Source organism: Agrobacterium vitis (assembly GCF_037039395.1).
In the GTDB taxonomy this organism is placed as follows: domain Bacteria; phylum Pseudomonadota; class Alphaproteobacteria; order Rhizobiales; family Rhizobiaceae; genus Allorhizobium; species Allorhizobium vitis_E.
Genome location: NZ_CP146244.1, coordinates 443,879 through 462,308, shown reverse-complemented (window position 1 = coordinate 462,308; position 18,430 = coordinate 443,879). Strand labels below are relative to the sequence as shown.

Annotated in this window: 17 protein-coding genes; 1 reads left to right on the top strand and 16 read right to left on the bottom strand. The window is 56.0% G+C overall.

Going from position 1 to position 18,430, the window contains the following annotated elements:
- Window positions 1–23: 23 nt before the first annotated feature.
- The 15 genes from V6582_RS23530 to V6582_RS23460 form a co-directional block, all read right to left on the bottom strand.
- The gene (locus tag V6582_RS23530; RefSeq protein WP_156633168.1) at window positions 24–797 is read right to left on the bottom strand and encodes an ABC transporter ATP-binding protein; all 774 of its coding nucleotides are present in this window, start codon (window positions 795–797) and stop codon (window positions 24–26) included.
- A 192-nt stretch (window positions 798–989) separates the two neighbouring features.
- Window positions 990–2,324, bottom strand: a complete 1,335-nt coding sequence (locus tag V6582_RS23525) for an ABC transporter substrate-binding protein (protein WP_156633170.1) — start codon at window positions 2,322–2,324, stop codon at window positions 990–992.
- 101 nt (window positions 2,325–2,425) lie between these two features.
- On the bottom strand, window positions 2,426–3,427 hold the full coding sequence (locus tag V6582_RS23520; protein WP_156633249.1) for a branched-chain amino acid ABC transporter permease: 1,002 nt from the start codon (window positions 3,425–3,427) through the stop codon (window positions 2,426–2,428).
- A gap of 57 nt (window positions 3,428–3,484) precedes the next feature.
- Window positions 3,485–4,381 carry a branched-chain amino acid ABC transporter permease gene (locus V6582_RS23515; protein ID WP_156633173.1) on the bottom strand — a complete coding sequence of 299 codons (897 nt, stop codon included), beginning with the start codon at window positions 4,379–4,381 and terminating at the stop codon, window positions 3,485–3,487.
- Window positions 4,381–5,271 carry an ABC transporter ATP-binding protein gene (locus V6582_RS23510; RefSeq protein ID WP_156633251.1) on the bottom strand — a complete coding sequence of 297 codons (891 nt, stop codon included), beginning with the start codon at window positions 5,269–5,271 and terminating at the stop codon, window positions 4,381–4,383. Before V6582_RS23510 ends, V6582_RS23515 begins: the two co-directional genes overlap by 1 nt.
- A 565-nt stretch (window positions 5,272–5,836) precedes the next feature.
- Window positions 5,837–6,832 (bottom strand): GlxA family transcriptional regulator, encoded by a 996-nt coding sequence (locus tag V6582_RS23505; protein ID WP_156633175.1) that lies wholly within the window; start codon window positions 6,830–6,832, stop codon window positions 5,837–5,839.
- A 54-nt stretch (window positions 6,833–6,886) separates the two neighbouring features.
- Window positions 6,887–7,885 (bottom strand): 4-hydroxyproline epimerase, encoded by a 999-nt coding sequence (locus V6582_RS23500; protein WP_156633177.1) that lies wholly within the window; start codon window positions 7,883–7,885, stop codon window positions 6,887–6,889.
- A gap of 18 nt (window positions 7,886–7,903) precedes the next feature.
- Window positions 7,904–8,761 carry an ABC transporter permease gene (locus V6582_RS23495; protein WP_156633179.1) on the bottom strand — a complete coding sequence of 286 codons (858 nt, stop codon included), beginning with the start codon at window positions 8,759–8,761 and terminating at the stop codon, window positions 7,904–7,906.
- Window positions 8,758–9,606 carry an ABC transporter permease gene (locus V6582_RS23490; protein ID WP_156633181.1) on the bottom strand — a complete coding sequence of 283 codons (849 nt, stop codon included), beginning with the start codon at window positions 9,604–9,606 and terminating at the stop codon, window positions 8,758–8,760. Before V6582_RS23490 ends, V6582_RS23495 begins: the two co-directional genes overlap by 4 nt.
- A 10-nt stretch (window positions 9,607–9,616) precedes the next feature.
- Window positions 9,617–10,708 carry a quaternary amine ABC transporter ATP-binding protein gene (locus V6582_RS23485; protein WP_156633183.1) on the bottom strand — a complete coding sequence of 364 codons (1,092 nt, stop codon included), beginning with the start codon at window positions 10,706–10,708 and terminating at the stop codon, window positions 9,617–9,619.
- Window positions 10,709–10,795: 87 nt separating this feature from the next.
- Window positions 10,796–11,647, bottom strand: a complete 852-nt coding sequence (locus tag V6582_RS23480; RefSeq protein WP_156633185.1) for a glycine betaine ABC transporter substrate-binding protein — start codon at window positions 11,645–11,647, stop codon at window positions 10,796–10,798.
- A 79-nt stretch (window positions 11,648–11,726) separates the two neighbouring features.
- Complete coding sequence (locus tag V6582_RS23475) at window positions 11,727–13,073, bottom strand: NAD(P)/FAD-dependent oxidoreductase (protein WP_156633187.1); 1,347 nt, start codon at window positions 13,071–13,073, stop codon at window positions 11,727–11,729.
- Window positions 13,070–14,587: an aldehyde dehydrogenase gene (locus tag V6582_RS23470; protein ID WP_156633190.1), complete on the bottom strand. Its 1,518-nt coding sequence runs from the start codon at window positions 14,585–14,587 to the stop codon at window positions 13,070–13,072. The genes V6582_RS23475 and V6582_RS23470 overlap by 4 nt, the downstream gene beginning before the upstream one ends.
- Window positions 14,580–15,491: a dihydrodipicolinate synthase family protein gene (locus V6582_RS23465; protein WP_156633191.1), complete on the bottom strand. Its 912-nt coding sequence runs from the start codon at window positions 15,489–15,491 to the stop codon at window positions 14,580–14,582. Before V6582_RS23465 ends, V6582_RS23470 begins: the two co-directional genes overlap by 8 nt.
- Complete coding sequence (locus tag V6582_RS23460; protein ID WP_156633193.1) at window positions 15,488–16,198, bottom strand: GntR family transcriptional regulator; 711 nt, start codon at window positions 16,196–16,198, stop codon at window positions 15,488–15,490. The genes V6582_RS23465 and V6582_RS23460 overlap by 4 nt, the downstream gene beginning before the upstream one ends.
- Window positions 16,199–16,600: 402 nt before the next feature.
- On the opposite strand from V6582_RS23460, the gene V6582_RS23455 reads away from it, so the two are divergent.
- Window positions 16,601–17,320, top strand: a complete 720-nt coding sequence (locus tag V6582_RS23455; protein ID WP_156633195.1) for a GntR family transcriptional regulator — start codon at window positions 16,601–16,603, stop codon at window positions 17,318–17,320.
- Between the two features lie 31 nt (window positions 17,321–17,351).
- Here V6582_RS23455 and V6582_RS23450 read toward each other — a convergent pair whose 3' ends face one another.
- Window positions 17,352–18,374, bottom strand: a complete 1,023-nt coding sequence (locus V6582_RS23450; RefSeq protein WP_337739335.1) for a LacI family DNA-binding transcriptional regulator — start codon at window positions 18,372–18,374, stop codon at window positions 17,352–17,354.
- Window positions 18,375–18,430 lie beyond the last annotated feature (56 nt).

Here is an 18,430-nt window from a genome sequence, read left to right as displayed (position 1 = left end):
TTTACGATGCCCGTCCGGCGCGGTCATATTATATGGTCATGCACCACCTGATTGGTCTGTCCGAGATAAAAGGATTTGACATCGTCTCGCTCGCGGATCTCGCGAGCGGTGCCAGTCAGCACATCCTTGCCATTTTCGAGAATGGTGGCGCGATGCGCATAGGTGAGCGCAATCGCTGAATTTTGTTCGGCGACGAGAATGGACAGCCCCTCTTCCCGGTTCAATCGGCGCAGGGTGCGAACGATGTCCTGCACCACGATGGGGGCAAGGCCCATGGACGGCTCATCGAGAACAAGCAAACGTGGGCGCGACATCAGTGCCCGGCCAACTGCTGTCATTTGTTGCTCGCCACCGGAGGTAAGGCCCGACAGTGTCCGGCGCTTTTCCTTCAGTCGGGGAAAGAGCCCATAGATACGCTCGAGATCATTGGCGATTTCCGCGCGCGAACTGCTGCGTCCCAAACCGCCGCACGTCAAATTTTCCTCGACGGACAGGCTATGAAAGCAATGGCGCCCCTCCAATACCTGTACCAGGCCAGCGCGGACCAGCGCCGCCGGGCTTGTTTTGGTGACATCTACGCCGTCAAAGTGGATAGACCCTGCATTGATCTGTCCGCGCTCTGCCGAAAGAAGGTTTGACACCGCCTTCAGCACCGTCGTCTTGCCCGCTCCATTGGCGCCCAAAAGCGCCAGAATTTCGCCCCGCGCAAGCGAAAAACTGACGCCATGCAAAGCGGTGATGGCATGATTGTAGGTGGCTTCCAGCCCGTCCACCCGCAACAATCTGGCGTCTTTCATCGGATCGAATCCTCGTTGGTCTGGCAAAAAACTTGCCCCGTCACGACGTCATTTCAATTGACAAGCTAAACCGCGAAATCAGCCCATCTCGTTGTCGATGAGCTGATTTCCCAGGCAAATATCTCAAATCCGTCAGTCGCTTGAAACATTTGCAAAAGGAACAGGAACTGACATCTTCAGTCCCTGTTGGTGTTAATTGGTAACACCATCCGCATCGGCAGCCGTGCGGATCTTGATGCCTTTATCCTTGGCATAAGCCTCGGAGGACTTTTCAATGATCGGCCGCAGCAATGCCCAATCCGGTGCGATCCAATCGGACACGACGTTCCATTTCTTGCCGTCCCATTGCTGGAAGGTCACATAGCCATTGCCCTCGTGATTGTCCCAGGTGACATTGATGGAGTGAAACAGGTCTTTGGCCCCAAGTTCCTCAACGCGCTTCTGGTCCAGTTGCAAATGTTCGAAGCCCCAGCGCACTTCGTCGCCGGTCAGCGTGCGTTTGCCGAATTTTGCCTGCGCGATGCGGATCGCCTCGACATTCAGGATGCCATTGACGATACCCAGGTTGTGATAGACGGAGCCGATGCGTTTTTTGTCTTCCAGATTGCCCTTGCCACTATCATAAAGCGTCTTGACGATTTCCTTGACGACTGGATATTCCGCGCCGGACGCCTGGGTGGTGATGGCGGTATAGCCTTTGGCGGCATCGCCTGCCGGGATCACATCCTCTTCAGAATTGGACCAGACATTGCCAATGATATGGTCGACCGGAAAGCCAGTCTTGGCGGCTGTTTTCAGGGCCACCGGGTTCATCACGCCCCAGCCACGCAGCACGACATAATCAGGTTTGGCGCGACGAATGGTGAGCCATTGGGCCTGTTGTTCGTTACCCGGATGCGGCACCTCGATCTGCTGGACATCGAAACCGTATTTCTTGGCCAGCAATTCATAGATCGGAATGGTTTCCTTGCCGTAAGGCGAGCCGTGATAGAGAACCACGATCTTCTTGCCCTTGAGGTTTTCGATCCCGCCCAGCTTTGAGCCGATATAGTTCACGATGCCGGAGGTTTCGCTATAGGGATTGAGCAACAAGGGGAAAACATAGGGAAATACGCGGCCATCGGTGGAATCCGTGCGACCGTGGTTGATGGTAATCAACGGTGTCTTGTCGGCGGTAATGCGGTCGATCATCGCATAGGCGATGCCCACGGATAGCGGGTTCCAGGCGGCGACGTTCGGATTGCTTTTCAGGCGCTCATAAGCTTCGACGCCGCGCTCGACCTCGTATTGGGTTTCGGCTTCCGACCAGGTGAGTTTGACGCCATTGACGCCGCCATCACGCGTGTTGATCAGGTTGAGATAGTCGATGAACCCACCAAAGAAACCGGTTCCGCCTGCGGCATAGGGACCGACGCGGTAGCTCTGCAAGGGGAAATACTGCTCGTCGGCATGGGCTACGGGAAGCGCGACACTCAATGAGATGCCGATCACCAATGCCGTGGCTTTGAATTTCGAAAGAATGCTCATGCTTGGATACACTCCTGGTATTGCCCGGTGCGATGCGCATCGGACGCGTTCATGGATGATGGATGGATTGCGGATAAACGGCGTGCTGAGAGGGAGCCCGATCAGGCTGGCCAAACCGGCACGCCGAAGCGTTTTCGGATCCTGTCGACAAGGGCGGCAAGCCCATCCGGCTCAAGGATCAGGAAAAGAATGATGAGTGCGCCAAGCACGATGCGCTGTGTCATATCGAGCACGCCGCTATCGAACAGGTCACCAAAGACGAAGCCCCCAAACCGTGACAGCACCACCGGAAACACCACGATCAAGGCCGCCCCGAAAAAGGCGCCGCGCAGCGAGGCAAGACCGCCAATGATGATGATGAACAGCACCTGGAACGAACGATCCAGGTTGAAGCCCGCTGGCTCGACAGTACGCAGATAGGCAAAGGCCCAGAGCACACCGGCGATGCCAATGATGAAGGACGACACGGCAAAAGCCAGAAGCTTGGTGCGTAACACCGGAACGCCGATAATACGCGCCGCCGTTTCGTTATCTCGCACCGCAATGAAATTGCGACCCGTTTGAGAGATCACCAGCCGATGGGCGAGAAAGGTGACGAGTGTGACGATGATCAGCGCAAAATAGTAGCGTCCGACCGGTCCTTCGAAGGTAAAACCGGCAAGCGTCAGCGGCGGCGCATCGATGACGCCCGAAGCGCTATCGTTGGAAAACCAGCTGAATTTCGTCAGCGCCCATTGCACGAAGAACTGTGCAGCGAGGGTGGAAACCGCAAGATAGAAGCCGCGCAGCCTCAGGCTTGGCAAGCCGAAGACGATGCCAATGGCCGCGGCGGATAGGCCTGCGAGCAGGATGCTGACGATAAGCGGCAGCGAACCGGCCCGCAGGTCAAAATTGAAGCAGGCAAACGCGCCAACCGCCATGAATGCGGCGCTGCCAAGCGACACCTGGCCTGCATAACCGGTCAGCAGATTAAGCCCGACCCCTGCGAGGCTAAGAGCCAGAAAGGGCAACAGGATACCATCGAACAGGTAGCTCGTGCCGATCATGGGAAGAATGCCATAGGCCACCAAAAGCACAAGCAGGGTGGTGACAGAAATCGGCATCGCTTTTGCTGGCGTGATCCTCGCAGTCGTCACGTTGGGCGAAACAGCAAACATGGATTAAACCCTTTCCACGAGCTTTTGGCCGAAGAGACCGGACGGACGCACAAGCAAAAACAGCAGTGCAATCACATAGGCGAACCAACCTTCAATCCCACCGCCGAAATAGGCGCCGATATAAACTTCCGCCAACTTCTCCGAAGCGCCAATCAGCAGCCCGCCGATAATGGCCCCCAGGATGGAATCAAAACCGCCCAGGACCAGCACGGGAAGCGCTTTCAGCACGATCAGGGATAAGGAAAACTGCACACCGGAGCGCGCGCCCCATAAGAGCCCGGCAACCAGCGCGACAAGCCCGGCGGCGGCCCACACACTTGCCCAGATCCAGGGAAGTTTGAGGCCCACGGCAAGAGCCGCAAACGGATCATCGGCGACCGCACGGAAACCAAGTCCAATGCGGGTATAGCGAAAGAACAAGGAGAGGGCGACAACAAGCCCAAGGGCGACGACAGCTGCGAAAATATCGAACTTGCTGATGAACACGCCGGCGATATCGAACGGAACATCCTCAATGCCCAGATCAAGACCATGCACCTGCGTACCCCAGAGCAATTGGGCTGCCCCTTCAATCATGTAGGACAGACCAAGCGTGGCCATGAACATCGTAATCGGCGGCTTGTTGGTAAGCGGGCGAAGGACCGTCCGCTCAATGCCAATGCCAAGCAGGATCATGACGGCGAAGGTAACCAGAAAGGCGAGCGGAAAGCCAAACCCGCGCTCCGTGAGGCTGACGAAGGTCAGCGCTGCAAACAGCAGCATGGCGCCCTGTGCAAAGTTCAAAACACCCGATGTCTTGTAAATCAGCACGAAACCGATCGCCACGAGCGAATACATCACGCCGGACAGCAATCCGCCGACAAGCACTTCGGTAAAAAACAATCCGTCAAAATCGGCCATCAAATACCATCTCCGTCTTCATTCTCCGGTGCTACACCGAGATAGGCATCAATGACTTTCTGATCGGCGGAAATTTCCGCTGGTGTGCCATCGGCAATTTTCCGCCCGTAATCCAGCACCGCCACATGATCGGAAAGGCCCATAACGACGCCAATATCGTGTTCGATCAACACCACAGTGGTGCCAAACTCATCCCGTGCGGCACGCACATAATGCGCCATTTCGTTTTTCTCAGTGGCTGTCATGCCTGCCATTGGTTCGTCCAGCAGCAAGATGTCTGGTTCTGCGACCAACGCACGGGCAAGCTCGACCCGCTTTTGCAAACCGTAAGGTAACGTACCCGCGAGGCGATCCCTGAGGTCGGTGAGATGCAGAAAATCGAGAATTGCCACCGATCTGTCACGGGCGTCTGCCTGTTCACGGGCAGCCCTGCGATAGCCGATGATCTGTTCCACAAAACTGGATCTATTGCGGTAAACTCGGCCCGCCATGACATTGTCAAGAACACTCAACCCCCTAAACAGGGCCAGGTTTTGAAAGGTTCTGGCAATACCAAGCTGCGCCAATCTCTGGGTCGGCACACGGCTGAAATGGTGTTCACCGATGGAAACGCGTCCGTGATCGGGCGGATAGAGACCGCTGATCACGTTGATGATGGAGCTCTTACCGGCGCCGTTCGGGCCGATGATGGCGCGAATTTCACCTTTCCTCACCTCAAGATCAATATCGCTGAGCGCCACAACGCCCCCGAAAGACAGGGTGATCTCTGAGAGGGCCAAGGCATTTGAGGAAACAGCCGCGCCGCTGACGGCAACAATATCACCCCCTGATACGCGCAGATCAGCCGGAGAAATAGCACCAGAGCGAGCCTCCTGCACAGCAATCGTCATGTCTTCCGCCCCCTCATCTCCATAGTGCTGCGTCAGAAACCGTCCTCCATTGCTTTTTGGAATCAACTGAATGATTTTCGTGTCAATGGAGCAGTATTTTATAATTAAGAGAAGAATCGAAATATTACTGGGTAAACTTCTGGATATACGGCCTTTTTTCAAGACAATAATGTAAGTTATTACCTTGACGAATATTCGATTCACGCGATGTATAAGAAAAATATAATTATAGACTTATATTTATATTTTCCTTTTAATTTTATTGTTGATTCCCCACTCTCGATTTCTTGCCTGTCCATTGGCGTAATTTTCTATAATTTCCATAGATTTTAAAGGTTTTATTTTCTAATTTTTGCACTCGGCGAAGAATGCCCGTGGTGCGGCTTGATGAAAAAAGACTGCTTTTGGCCCGGCAATGAATGCCCTATGCCGACGGGATACTCCAAACAGCAGAATACCCAGCTAGAGTCTATCGGGTTCAATCTGAACCTCACAGACGCCAGGCGTGACCATTATTGGAATAGGCAAAGGTCAGGGAGCGTTGGTAGAATTGCCGTGCGGCACATTATGCATTGATGGCGGCAGTTCGCAGTTTTGTTGGCGATTGGCCAAATGTCTGCGCAAAGACCTTGGCGAAGTGGGATGCATTCTCGAACCCGACCTCAAGTGCAATTTCGACCAAAGGCGCTTTGGATTGGACAAGAAGATGTTTCGCGCGCTCCAGTCGCACTCTTCTATAGATCATTGCCGGAGAGTTCTTGGTCTCGTTCATAAAGAGGCGTTCAAGTTGTCTTCTGGACAAGCCAACCGCTGCTGCCAGATCCTGGATCGGCAGATTACCCTCGATGTGCTGTTCCATCATAATGAGCGTCGCCCGGATCCTGGGATCGTTGCACTCGATGGAAAGCGGTTTGCGTGTTTGAATTGCAAGGGCTGATCGGGCTTTCTCGATGTGAAGAACCTCGAGAGCATTTCTCTCGGCATCCTTGCTGATGTGACGGCGGACGATCAACGCCGCCATGTCAGCGGCGCTGCTTCCACCAACACACGAGCCTCGTGTTCTGTCGAGATTGAAAATACGGTCGGAGCGGACCTGAAGATCGGGGAACCGTTCCCGAAATGCGTTATAATGCAGCCAGCTTACGCATGTGCGATGGCTTTTCATCAAGCCAAGTTCGGCCAGGATAAAAGTACCGGTACAGACGCCGATCAGCTTGACATTTTTTGCGGCGGCCTTTTTCAAAAACGCTGCCGTTTCCCGGTCGATAGGCTGTTCGTTGTTCAGCAAACCACCGACGACGACAATGAATTGAAACTGGCTTGGGTCTTCCACCAGGTCTGAGGTCGGTGCAACCTGAACGCCACAGCTGGAGGTGATGAGGTGCCGCGTGCTACCGAGCACATCCCAGTCGGCCAGCACCCGCCCCGAACGATCGAATTCATCGCTGGCGAGGCGCAGCGTGTCCACGAACAATGCGAAGGCCGAGAGCGTGAATGACCTTGCGAGCACAAAGCCGATCTTCAGGCGGTCAACCGCAGCACTGGTGTCGGAGGACGTCATTGTAAATTCCAATCGGAACGAGCGTGCATAGTCAGGATATCTGTAAACGTCACCTTATTTGATTTGGAACCCGTGGGCCAGAGGATCGCGATCGTCTACGAAGATGGTGTTGTGACCGATTATCCGTGCCCAGCCGCCAACGCTTGGCTTGATCCCCTTGAAGGAACCGACCATCACGTCTTCCTCAACCCGTCCTTCGAAAACAGTGCCGATGATGCTTTCCTGACGGAACGTCTCACCCACCTTCAATCGACCCTTGCCGTAAAGCTGGGCCATTCTTGCTGAAGTGCCGGTCCCGCCCGGGGAGCGATCGATGGCCTTGTCACCGTAGAATACGGCTCCACGACCGTCTGCCGCATCGCTTGTCGGTTTATCGCACCAGAGGGCGTGATGAACGCCTCGAATCCGCTCATCGTCGGGGTGTTGGGGATCGCAGATATTTGCCAGCGCGTCGCGCAGCTTCACGCTGAGGTCGACGATATCACTGCCGGACATGCCGTCCAGTCCCGCCCATGATGCCTGCGGCTCCACCACGGCATAATAATTGCCGCCATAGGAAATATCGACAACGAGACGCCCGATACCGGGAACATCAACCTCAACATCTGCGGCATGGAGATAGCTCGGCACGTTGAACATACGAACGGATTCAACAAAGGCACCGGGCTTTTCATAACGTATATCCACCCGACCGGCCGGGGTTTCGATGGAAAGCTGTCCTTCGACCCTTGGCGTGATCAGGCCTTCTTCGATACCGGCTGTCACCAGGCCAATCGTCCCAGCGCCGCACATCGGCAGGCAGCCGCTGACCTCGATGAAGATGACTGCGAAATCGCAATCCTCTCGGTAGGCCGGATAAATGATCGCGCCGGACATGACGTCATGGCCACGCGGTTCAAACATCAGAGCCTTTCGCACCCAGTCATGGTCCCGGACAAACAGTTCCCGACGCTCAGCGATTGGCAAATGCGGCAGAAGCGGTCCGCCCCCGGCAACGAGGCGGACTGGATTGCCACATGTATGGCTGTCGATACAAAAAAAGCTGTGCCGCATGATCGTTCCTTATCAGTGTCAGGTGCTGGCTGCGCCGGGTGCCCGGCCACGCTGCAATGCGCCGCGTGACAGTCGATCAAGGAAAATCGCCACCGCAACGATTGCCAGTCCGGCCCGCAAGCCAAGACCCATTTCCATGCGTGTCAGCCCGCGCGTGACCTCGGCTCCGAGGCCACCTGCCCCGACAAGACCCGCCAGAACAACGATGGCCAGCGACAGAAGAATGCACTGGTTCAACCCCACGAGCAGCGTGGGCGTTGCCGCTGGAATTTCGATCTTGAACAAGATAGAGCGCGGCGACGCACCGGTCGCCTGTCCAAGTTCAAGCAGGTCCTTGGGCACCTGGTTGAAGGCCAGCGTTGTCAGACGCAGCATCGGTGGTATGCCATAAACAATCGTCGCGATGATCGCCGGAACCCGTCCGAGGCTGAAAATCATCACGGCTGGGATCAGGTAGACCCATGGCGGTACCGTCTGCATGATATCGAGTAACGGGCGGATGATCGCCTCGACCTTTCGATGCCGGGACGCCAGAATGCCAAGCGGAAAGGCGATCAGCACGGAGATACACACCGACACCGTCACCAGAGCCAGGGTCTGCATCGACGCTTCCCAGAGACCCGACAGGAAGCAGAATGACAAGGCAAACGCACTTGTCACCGCGACACGAAGCGTGATGAAGACAGCAGCCAGGGCAACGATGATCAGAATGACCGCATAGAAAGGCAGGAAGAGAAGAACGGTTTCGATACTGCCAAGAACGGCTTCGATGATCTTTGTCACGACGTCGAAGAAGGGATGGAAATTCGCGTTCAGCCAATCGACGACGGGAGCGAGATAGGCACCCGGAGAAAACCAAACTGTTTCTGGAGTCATGATTTTGCTCCCGTGTTACGGTTCGCCGCACTTTGTGTCAGTCGATCAAGCACCATGGTGAGAATGACAATGGCAATCGCGGCATTGATCGAGGTTGCGATATTCAGCGTTCTGACGGCGCTATAGATGGTTTCACCAAGCCCGCCGGAGCCGACGATACCGGCGATCACTACCATGCCGAAGGCCATCATCAGGCTCTGGTTGATCCCGGCCATGACGCTCGGTATCGCGAATGGCAGCCTGATCTTGACGAACATCTGCCAGGGCGTCAGACCGCTGGCCTGTCCCAATTCAATAAAATCATTGGGCGTTCTGCGAATGCCGAGAGATGTCAACCGGATCGCCGGTGGCATGGCGACAATGACCGTGGCAAGAAGGGCCGTGGCAGGTCCATATCCCATCAGCGCGATGGTCGGCAGAAGGTAGATATAAGGCGGCATGGTCTGGATGAGATCGAGTACCGGCTCGACAACCTTGTCGAAGGCTTTGACGAAACCCGCAACGATACCAAGGGGAACGCCGATCACCAGAGCCATGAATGTCGCGGTGATCACGAGCGCCAAGGTGCTCATGGTCTCGGCCCAAAGGCCCATGACCGCGCAGCCCAGTATGGCGACACCGATCAAAAGACCGGCCTTGCTGTTGATCAACCGCCATCCGAGAATGGCTGCAATCAGAGCAACCACATAGAATGGCGCAAGCTGAAGCAGCCAGAGAACGCCGCCATAGGTGCCTTCCAGCACCGCTCTGATGGAATCGAACAACCATGAGGCATGATCGCTGATCCAGTTGAGCGTGTCGTCAATGTGTTCATCGAAGCTGTCTGTAATAACGGAGGTGTCCATGACATTCCCCCTATGCCGCTGCGGTCGGCTGGGCCGGACTGCCGGCAACGCCGCAGAGCAGGCCTCGCGTGGTGACAATGCCGACGACGTTGCCGTCCTCGACAATAGCCACGGCATCGCGTTCAGATTGCATGGTCAAGGCGATCAGCGCACCGATATCCGCCTCCGGTGAGGTACGCAACAACGTGTCAATGTCGGAGCCGGGATGATCACGCTTATAATCCTCAACCGGGATCATTACGGAATGCGCCTTCACCAGATGAACTCTGGAAATACCGGCGACAAACTCGGCGACATAGGCATCTGCCGGTTGCGTAACGATCTCTTCCGCATTGCCGACCTGAACGATGACACCGTCCTTCATGATGGCGATGCGGTCGCCGATGCGAATTGCTTCTTCCAGGTCATGGGTGATGAACACGGCGGATTTTCCAAGCGACTTGGTAAGTTGCCGGAATTCGTCCTGAAGCTGGCGGCGGATCAGCGGGTCGAGCGCGCTGAACGGCTCGTCCATCAGAATGATCTCGGGGTCGGCGGCAATGGCGCGGGCAAGACCGACGCGTTGCTGCATACCGCCCGACAGCTCGGAAGGATATCGTGCCGTCCAGTCTGACAGGCCGACCTTGTCCAGCGCAGCGCGGGCAGTCTTGTATCGCTCTTCCTTGCCGACGCCCCTGACTTCAAGACCAAAGGCGGCATTCTCCAGCACAGTCCGGTTCGGTAACAGGGCCACGCTCTGGAAGACCATCCCGATATGGCGCGCGCGGATGTCGCGCAACTGGGCGGCGTTCAAGGTAGAGATATCCTTGCCCTTGACCAGGATCGTGCCAAGGCTTGGTTCGATCAATCTGTTCAGGAGGCGGATCAGGGTCGATTTGCCGCTGCCCGACAATCCCATGATACAGAAAATCTCGCCGCGTCGAACCTGAAGGCTGGCGTCCGAGACACCAACGACACAGTCGTATTCCGTCAGGATCTGTTTCTTGGAGAGACCCCTGGTCTTGACCGCCTCGACGGCGGCGTTCGCCCGAGCTCCGAATATCTTCCAGACAGACTGGCAGTCGATGAGGACTTCACTGGCATCATGCATTGACGTGGTCATCGCGTTCCCCGCGCGCCGGTATTGACCGGCATTCTCTCTTGTGGACGTCAGGGCCGGGCCGCTATCGTGCAGCCCGGCCGTCTCATTTTATTCCGACTTGATGTTTTCCCAACGCTTCAGGAGATCGGCATGGCTGTCGGTCCAGCTCTTGATGGCCTCATCCATGGTCTTGCCGTCGTTAACCGCACTGTTGATCGCGGCAATGTCGGCAAGCGGCACGTAGACGCTGGCGATCACTTCACGCGCATGCGGGTTCTGAGCCGAGAAGCCCTTCTGCCCGATCCAGTAGTAGCTCTGGGCCGGAGGGAACACGCCCTTGGGGTCCTTCAGGAACTTCACGTCGTATTTCTGAGCCATCCATGATGGTTCCCAGATCGTCACGGCAATCCATTCCTTGCGGTCGGATGCAGACTTGAGAGCTGCCGTCATCGCGGCGGTGCTGCCTTCGACGAGCTGGAGCTTGAGGCCGTAGTCCTTGACGGCGTTGGCCGCGTCCTTCATCAGGCCCGAACCAGGCTCGATACCAACGATCTTGCCGCCGAACTTATCGGCATTTTCGTTCAACTGCTCGACGGAGTCGATGGGGACGTATTTCGGAACAGCGATTGCCTGGTACAGGCCGTGCGAGACTGGCGAGATTTTTTCCAGACGCTTCTTGTTCTTGTTCCAGTAATCCTGCGCAACATAATCGGTCTGCGAGGCCAAAAGCTGGACATCGCCCTTGCTCAATGCGGCATAGGCGATACCCCATTCGGAGAAGGGTACGACTTTCACGGTGTAGCCGGAATCCTCAAGAACCTTCTTGGTGATACCGGTGATCGGGGTGAGGTCTTCCCAGGACATCGTGCCGATGGTGACGGTTTTTTCTTCCGCATGTGCCGACAGGGCGGTCATTCCGACCATCGCCGCCGCGCAGAGTGCCTTCCACAGAATCTTCATTTTTCGCTCCTAGTTTCGCGTTCCCATTATCGTTGAAGCCTCGCACTTGAGCGCGGTCTCCCTATTGCGCGGCGACGGTTTATCCCTCGCGGCCTGCGCGCAATTCCTGCCATTTGATCACGGTATTGGCGCCGAGCCATGTGAAAGGCTCCGGCGGAAGCCTGCTCGGCTCCGCGTGATCGTTGAATTCTTCGAGATGTGTCGAGGTGTTTCCGGTGGCGAGTTCCGCTGTCAGCATTCCGGCCAGCGTGCTTTTCACCGTGCCAAGACCGTTTTCACAGCAAGCCGAGTACAGTCCTTCTTCGACCTCGCCAAAGGCCGGCACATGGTTGCGGCTGAGGCAGATACGGCCTGCCCAGCAATGTTCGAACGGAAGGTCCTTCAATTCGGGGAAACGCCTGTCCAGCGATATCCGATGTTCCCGAGCCATTTTTCGCAGACGTTGATCCGTCAGCTTCAGGCCGAAGTCGTAGGTCCACTTGGTCCGCAAAACGATGCGCGACTGGCCGTTCGATGTGATTTTCCGAACAGTCGCGCCCATCGGATCGGCCGGCAGCAAAGCCCATCGATCATGCCCGCTTGCCTTGCGCCCGAAATCCTCTGCCGGGAACGGAGCCGTCATCGAAGCATATCCGAAGAAGTGCAGGAGGCGACCGTTGAAATGGCCGAAGTCGTTGATATGACCGTTGACACCCAGAATGACCTTCGGCGCAGAGACAGAGCCCCGTGGTGAGGACGCCGTCCATAGGCCGTTTTCCCGCATCAGGGATGTGACAGGCGAGCGCTCGAAGATATCGACCTGCTGCCAAAGTCCGGCTGCGAAGCTTCTGATATAATCGGCGGGCTGGATGAGCACGGCCCCCGGCGTGTAGATGCCGCCGAGGTAGAAGTCGGTTCCGGTGATCTCCCGCATTTGTGCCGCATCGAGGAAACTGTGTTTCTCGCCCGCTTTCAGCAGGGATTTGCCAAAATCCTCGTTCAGCTTCATGCCGCGCTCGGTCGACGCAGCATTGATCTTGCCGGACGGATCGAACGTCTCGTGTGACATCCCGTATTCCGCAGCGGCCTGCGTTGCGAAGGCAATCGCCGTGCGGTTTTGCGCCATTTCGATGCGCGTATCGTCGGTACTGCCGCTTGAATATTCGCCAGACGACAGGTCGTGCGGAACATCGATCATGAAACCGGAATTTCGTCCCGAGCCGCCTTTTCCCACTTCGCTCGCGTCCAGAATGACAATTTTGTCCTTTGGCCGAAGCTGCAGCAGGCGGCGGGCCGCGGAAAGACCCGCAAAGCCCGCACCGACAATCAGCCAATCCGCAGTCACGTTGCCTTCAAGGCTGCGGAGGGGAAACGAACGCGTGCTGATCGCCTCCCAACCGGAGACACCATTTTCAACGGGCAAACGTTTGACCGACGTTTTTTTCATCGGATCGTCTCATCCACGGAACGCTCGGAAATATCGATCCAGATCGTCTTCAGTTCGCAATAATTGTCATGCGCGAAGATCGACTTGTCGCGACCACCGAAGCCCGATTCCTTGTAGCCACCAAACGGCGTGGAGGCATCACCTTCGCCAAAGCAATTGACGGTGACGAGCCCGGCGCGAATGTCACGCGACAACCGGATCGCCTGACGCAGGCTGCCTGTATAGAGCGATGCGGTAAGGCCGTAATTGGTGTCATTGGCCAGCGCGACGGCTTCGGCCAATGTGTCGAAGGCGGTCACGGACAGGATTGGTCCGAAAATCTCCTCCTTGAACAGGCGGCTTGAAGACGTGACGCCATCGACAACAGTCGGCTCGATATAGATGCCGCCATGCGTTGCCCCGCCATGGACAACAGAGAGCTTCTCTTTTTTCGCATCATCAAGAAACGACTTCACTTTTTCAAAGTGAGTTTTGCTGACGAGCGCCCCGATGCGGTTTTCCGGATCGAGCGGATTGCCGGTCTTCCATTCGCGCAGATAGGCGCCGATCCGCTCCAGCAATTCGTCCTTGATCGTTCTGTCGACAATCAGGCGGGAAGTTGCGGAACAATTCTCACCCATGTTCCAGAACGCACCGTTGACGACCTGCTCGGCCACCAGATCGAGGTCTTCGGCATCGGCGAGAACAACGGCTGGGTTCTTGCCGCCGCATTCGAGAACCACCTTCTTCAGGTTGGAATCTGCCGCATAGCGCAGGAAGCGACGTCCGGTCGCCGTCGATCCGGTGAAGGCCACCATATCGACATCCATATGCAGACCAATCGGCTCGCCCGCTTCCTTGCCGCCGCCGGTGACGACGTTGAAGACGCCAGCCGGAATTCCTGCTTCAATTGCGAGTTCGGCAACCCGCAGCGCGGTGAGCGAGGTTTCCTGTGCTGGCTTGACGATCACGGAGCATCCAGAGGCCAGCGCCGGACCGATTTTCCACGCCAGCATCAGCAGCGGAAAATTCCAGGGGAGAACGCAGCCGACCACGCCGATTGGCTCGCGCACCACCATGGCAAGCGCGTTTGGCCCGACCGGATTGGTATTGTCGTAAAGCTTGTCGATGACTTCGGCATGGAAGCGGATGGTGTGGATCGTATCGGCCACATCAACTGTCTGGCACTCGCGCACGGGCTTGCCGCTGTCGAGACTTTCCATGACAGCCAGTTCGTGGCGATTTTCCTCAATCAGCCTTGCCAGTTTCAACAGGGCGGCCTTCCGGTCGCCGGGAGCCTGAAGCCGCCAGCGGCCATCGTCAAACGCCTGTCTTGCCTTGGCAACCGCCTCATCGACGTCGCTCGCGTCACAGGCGGCAACCTCCGCCAAGGTCTCGCCGGTTGCGGGATTGATCGAGGTGAAGGTCTTGCCCGACTTAGCAGGACGAAATGCACCGTCGATGAAAGCGTTGGTCGGCAATTGAAGACTGGCAGCGATGGCCTTGTATTCGGCCGCGGTCAAAGGTTCATGCATTGTTGGCTCCCGAGGTGATCTGGGCAACCGTGCGCTTCACAGTCGTGACGACGGTTTCAAGGGTTCTTTTTTCTTCGGCGTTCAGCGGCCGTAGCGGTGCGCGTACCGAGCCGGTCTTCAGGCCGATCAGTTCACAGCCATATTTGATCGACTGAACGAATTTACCGCATTCGAGAAAATCCATCAGCGGCAGCATCGCGGTCATGATCGCGCGGCCCTTGTCGAAATTCTTCTCGAGAACGCAGGCTTCATAAAGCGCGACATGCTCGCGCGGCAGGAAGTTGGAGCCAGCGCAAACCCAGCTTTTTGCTCCCCAGGCGAAGAATTCGAGCGCCTGATCGTCCCATCCACAGGACAGGCCGATATGCGGATACTTCCGGGCCAGCAGGTGAAGGTTGGCCATGTCGCCAGAGCTTTCCTTGATTGCCACGACATTTTTGGATTTGCCAACCCGGGAGAAATATTCATCTCCCATCACCACACCCATACGGGCCGGATAGTTGTAGAGCATGATCGGCAGGTTGGCGGCGCGATCCACCGTCAGTGCGTGAACAGCGTTCTCGCGTTCCGTCGGCAGCGCATAGGGCGGGGACGATACCAGGATGGCGTCAGCACCGATGTCTTTGGCGGCAATGGCGTAGGCCACGGAATCTTCCGTTCTGGTTGCGCCAGTGCCGATGATCAGCGGAATTCTGGTCCCGATCACGTCTTTTGCATGGGCAGCCAGATCGAGGCGCTCCTGCGTGCTCTGGGCATAATATTCACCCGTCGAACCGCCGACAATGATACCATGAACCTTCGCTTCGATGAGCGATTCAAGGACGGCGGCAAAGCCTTCGCGATCAATCTGCCCATCCGGCCCAAGCGGTGTCACCGCCGGGGTATAGATACCTTCGAATTTCATGATGATTTCTCCATCGATTGCATTGGCGTATCGACCAATGCGTCCGCCTTAAGCGCTTGGGGAGCGATGAACATTTCCATGTTCTCGCGTGACAATTCCCAGTGTTCAAACACGAGATCAACGACGGCGTCTTCGTCACGCGCACTGATCGCGGCAATAAAGCCGTCGTGGTGTCCGACTGATTTTTGCAGCCGCTCATGCATGTCTGCATTGCGCGGCCTAAAGAAAGTATGGCCGATACGGCCGTGATCGATCAGCAACCTGCCAAGGCTTGGCTGAAGATATTCATTGCCCGACATCTCACCGATAATCGCGTGAAACCGGTTGTTTGTAAGCGTCATGGCCAGAGCGTCTTGCGCGATGCTCGCCTCGCGAAACTGTTCCTGGGTGGCCTGAAGGTCGGAAAGCTGTCCGGCCTTGAAGTTCTGGACCGCCAGACGTCCGATGGCAGCGTAGATCATCGGCGCCACAAGAAAGAAGTGACGCAGCGTCGAATGATTCATCGGGATGACCCGCGCACCTTTGTTGGCGCGGATATCAACATAGCCTTCACCTTCCAGACGCCGGAAAACTTCCCTGACGGGCGTCCGCGAAAGGCCGTATTTTTCACTCAACGATGCTTCGTCCAGATCCTCGTCCGGATCGAGTTCCATTGTCAGAATTTGGCGTTTGAGATCATCATAGAGCTCGCCTTTGCCACCCTTCATCCCAGTTCCCCGTCATCAACTTATTCGCCCAGTGGGCGCCGTTGTTTATGACAACAAAATTTGCACGACATCCGGGCGATGTCAACGGCATTGTATTTTATAAGTACACAATTATTTCAAACCGAAAAATACAAAGCTGAAATTGTCACAAGCGACATGGATAAGTTCATCAGATTCCGTCAACGCGAAAGCAATCCGAAACGACCGTTTCAGCGCAAACGGGGTCTTTGCATCCGCACCCCAAATATTGCCAATCACAGTCGTGGAGGCTATGCCATTGCCTGCACCGCGATTTGTCCGTGCGTTGCGCGTGTCGCCACGGACAGGTAGACGCTGATTGATCTCCCCAATGATCGGAAAGCGATTGAATGGCAACGGTTTGCCGTGTGATGAGGATGTGAAATGAAAGTCGGGAAGAGCAGTCTCTACGACGATCTCAAACGTCAGATTTTGACGATGGAACTCGACCCGGACGAGGACCTGGACGAAGTCAGCATCAGCGAGAAATATGGACTGTCACGCACACCGGTGCGGGATATTTTGCGCCGTCTTGCGGGTGAAGGCTATATCGACATCAGAGAAAACAGAGGCGCTCGGGTCGCCCCCTTGAACCATTCGACGCTCAGGCATTTCTTTCTTGTGGCGCCGATGATCTACGCCGCCATCGGACGCCTTGCCGTCCAGAACTACAAGCCAAGGCAGCTTTCGGAGTTGAGCGATACGCAGGAGAGGTTTCGTTCAGCCAGCAAGAACGTCGATACACTAGCGATGGTCATTGAGAACAACCGGTTTCATGCCATCATTGGTAAAATGTCCGGCAACGTTTACCTGCAACCGAGCTTGAAACGCCTTCTCGTGGACCATGCCCGTATTGGGCAAACCTTCTTCCGCCCGCGAAATGACGACATGCGGCAGCGCCTTCGGCTGGCGACCGAGCATCATGACGGCTTCATCTCGTCCATTAAACACCATGATGAAAACGCCGTGGTTGACCTGGTCTTCCAGCATTGGGAGTTGTCACGGGAGAATATGGAATTATACGTTGCCCCAGGTGATATGAAGGCAGACCTACCCGTCGCCTCTCGCACCCCGCCTGGAAAGACCGAGACTCAACAGGCTTGAGAAGAGAACACCAACAGGCACAGAATAGGAATTACCGGCGAAAGTGGCTTGAGCCGCGCAATATCAAATTGCAGTCAAGAGTGCGCGTGCGTATGTCTGGAACATTGTCTTGCGTTAACCGCGACAGAACGTAAGCACTGATAGATTGCGCTATTTTTTCAATAGGTTGGGCGATGGCTGTTACGCCGTCATCATAGAGGCGAAACAGTTCCACATCATCGAAACTGACGATGGCGATGTCTTCCGGCACACTTGCCCGGTGCTCCCGAACCCATTCCAGAATGCCGTAGGTCATTTTATAATTGGCTGAGAAAATAGCTGTTGGAGGCTCAGACAGTGCCATGAACTTCTGAATGGCGGAATATCCGCCTTCTTCGGTCCAGTCGCCTGAATGCAGGTAGGAAGGGTTGAGAGCAATCCTGCCCTCTTCCAGCGCCTGATGGTAGCCATTCAGGCGCTGTAATCCCGATGACGTATCCAATGTGCCAAAGGCGGTGGCGATCCGTGTGTGACCGAGATCGATCAGATGGCGGACAGCGCGGTAGGATGCCTTGGCATTTTCAACGAACACGCGATCAACCCGCAACCCCATGATATCGTTATTGTAGACGGTTACGGGAATACCGCGTTCCACGAATCTCTCGACTTCATTGGGAATGTCTCCATGTCCCGCAAGAATGAGCGCATCGACATTCTGTCCGGCGAAATAGGAGAGGGATTCACTCAACAGCCTGCTGTCACCATCATGGCAATAGGTCAGAAGTGTTCTGCCGCTCTGGCGAAACAACCGGGCAAGATGATTGAGGAGTTGGGCATGAAATTCGTCCAGCTCCGGTGTCAAAAAGCCAATCACATCGGTCTTGTCGCTTTTCATCGCCCGCGCGGCAGCGCTACGCTGAAAAGACAGGGCCTCAATGGCCCGCTCAATTTCGGCACGGTTGCCATTGCGCACCGTTTGCCCATTGAGATAGCGGGACACCGTGCCGATAGCGACGCCCGCTGCCTCGGCGACATCGTGGATGGTTGCCTGTTTTCGCTTGCCGGTTGTTTCCACAGGTTCTCTCCCAGATCCATTGGTAGCTCCAGCAGGGACAACCAACCCATGGCCTC

Bases quoted from the DNA above. Each gene is read 5' to 3' on its own strand.
- V6582_RS23500 (WP_156633177.1), bottom strand. From the start codon at position 7,885: ATGCGGCACAGCTTTTTTTGTATCGACAGCCATACATGTGGCAATCCA.
- V6582_RS23455 (WP_156633195.1), top strand. From the start codon at position 16,601: ATGAAAGTCGGGAAGAGCAGTCTCTACGACGATCTCAAACGTCAGATT.
- V6582_RS23525 (WP_156633170.1), bottom strand. From the start codon at position 2,324: ATGAGCATTCTTTCGAAATTCAAAGCCACGGCATTGGTGATCGGCATC.
- V6582_RS23465 (WP_156633191.1), bottom strand. From the start codon at position 15,491: ATGAAATTCGAAGGTATCTATACCCCGGCGGTGACACCGCTTGGGCCG.
- V6582_RS23490 (WP_156633181.1), bottom strand. From the start codon at position 9,606: ATGGACACCTCCGTTATTACAGACAGCTTCGATGAACACATTGACGAC.
- V6582_RS23520 (WP_156633249.1), bottom strand. From the start codon at position 3,427: ATGCCGATTTCTGTCACCACCCTGCTTGTGCTTTTGGTGGCCTATGGC.
- V6582_RS23460 (WP_156633193.1), bottom strand. From the start codon at position 16,198: ATGAAGGGTGGCAAAGGCGAGCTCTATGATGATCTCAAACGCCAAATT.
- V6582_RS23505 (WP_156633175.1), bottom strand. From the start codon at position 6,832: ATGACGTCCTCCGACACCAGTGCTGCGGTTGACCGCCTGAAGATCGGC.
- V6582_RS23530 (WP_156633168.1), bottom strand. From the start codon at position 797: ATGAAAGACGCCAGATTGTTGCGGGTGGACGGGCTGGAAGCCACCTAC.
- V6582_RS23485 (WP_156633183.1), bottom strand. From the start codon at position 10,708: ATGACCACGTCAATGCATGATGCCAGTGAAGTCCTCATCGACTGCCAG.
- V6582_RS23495 (WP_156633179.1), bottom strand. From the start codon at position 8,761: ATGACTCCAGAAACAGTTTGGTTTTCTCCGGGTGCCTATCTCGCTCCC.
- V6582_RS23510 (WP_156633251.1), bottom strand. From the start codon at position 5,271: ATGACGATTGCTGTGCAGGAGGCTCGCTCTGGTGCTATTTCTCCGGCT.
- V6582_RS23515 (WP_156633173.1), bottom strand. From the start codon at position 4,381: ATGGCCGATTTTGACGGATTGTTTTTTACCGAAGTGCTTGTCGGCGGA.
- V6582_RS23475 (WP_156633187.1), bottom strand. From the start codon at position 13,073: ATGAAAAAAACGTCGGTCAAACGTTTGCCCGTTGAAAATGGTGTCTCC.
- V6582_RS23470 (WP_156633190.1), bottom strand. From the start codon at position 14,587: ATGCATGAACCTTTGACCGCGGCCGAATACAAGGCCATCGCTGCCAGT.
- V6582_RS23480 (WP_156633185.1), bottom strand. From the start codon at position 11,647: ATGAAGATTCTGTGGAAGGCACTCTGCGCGGCGGCGATGGTCGGAATG.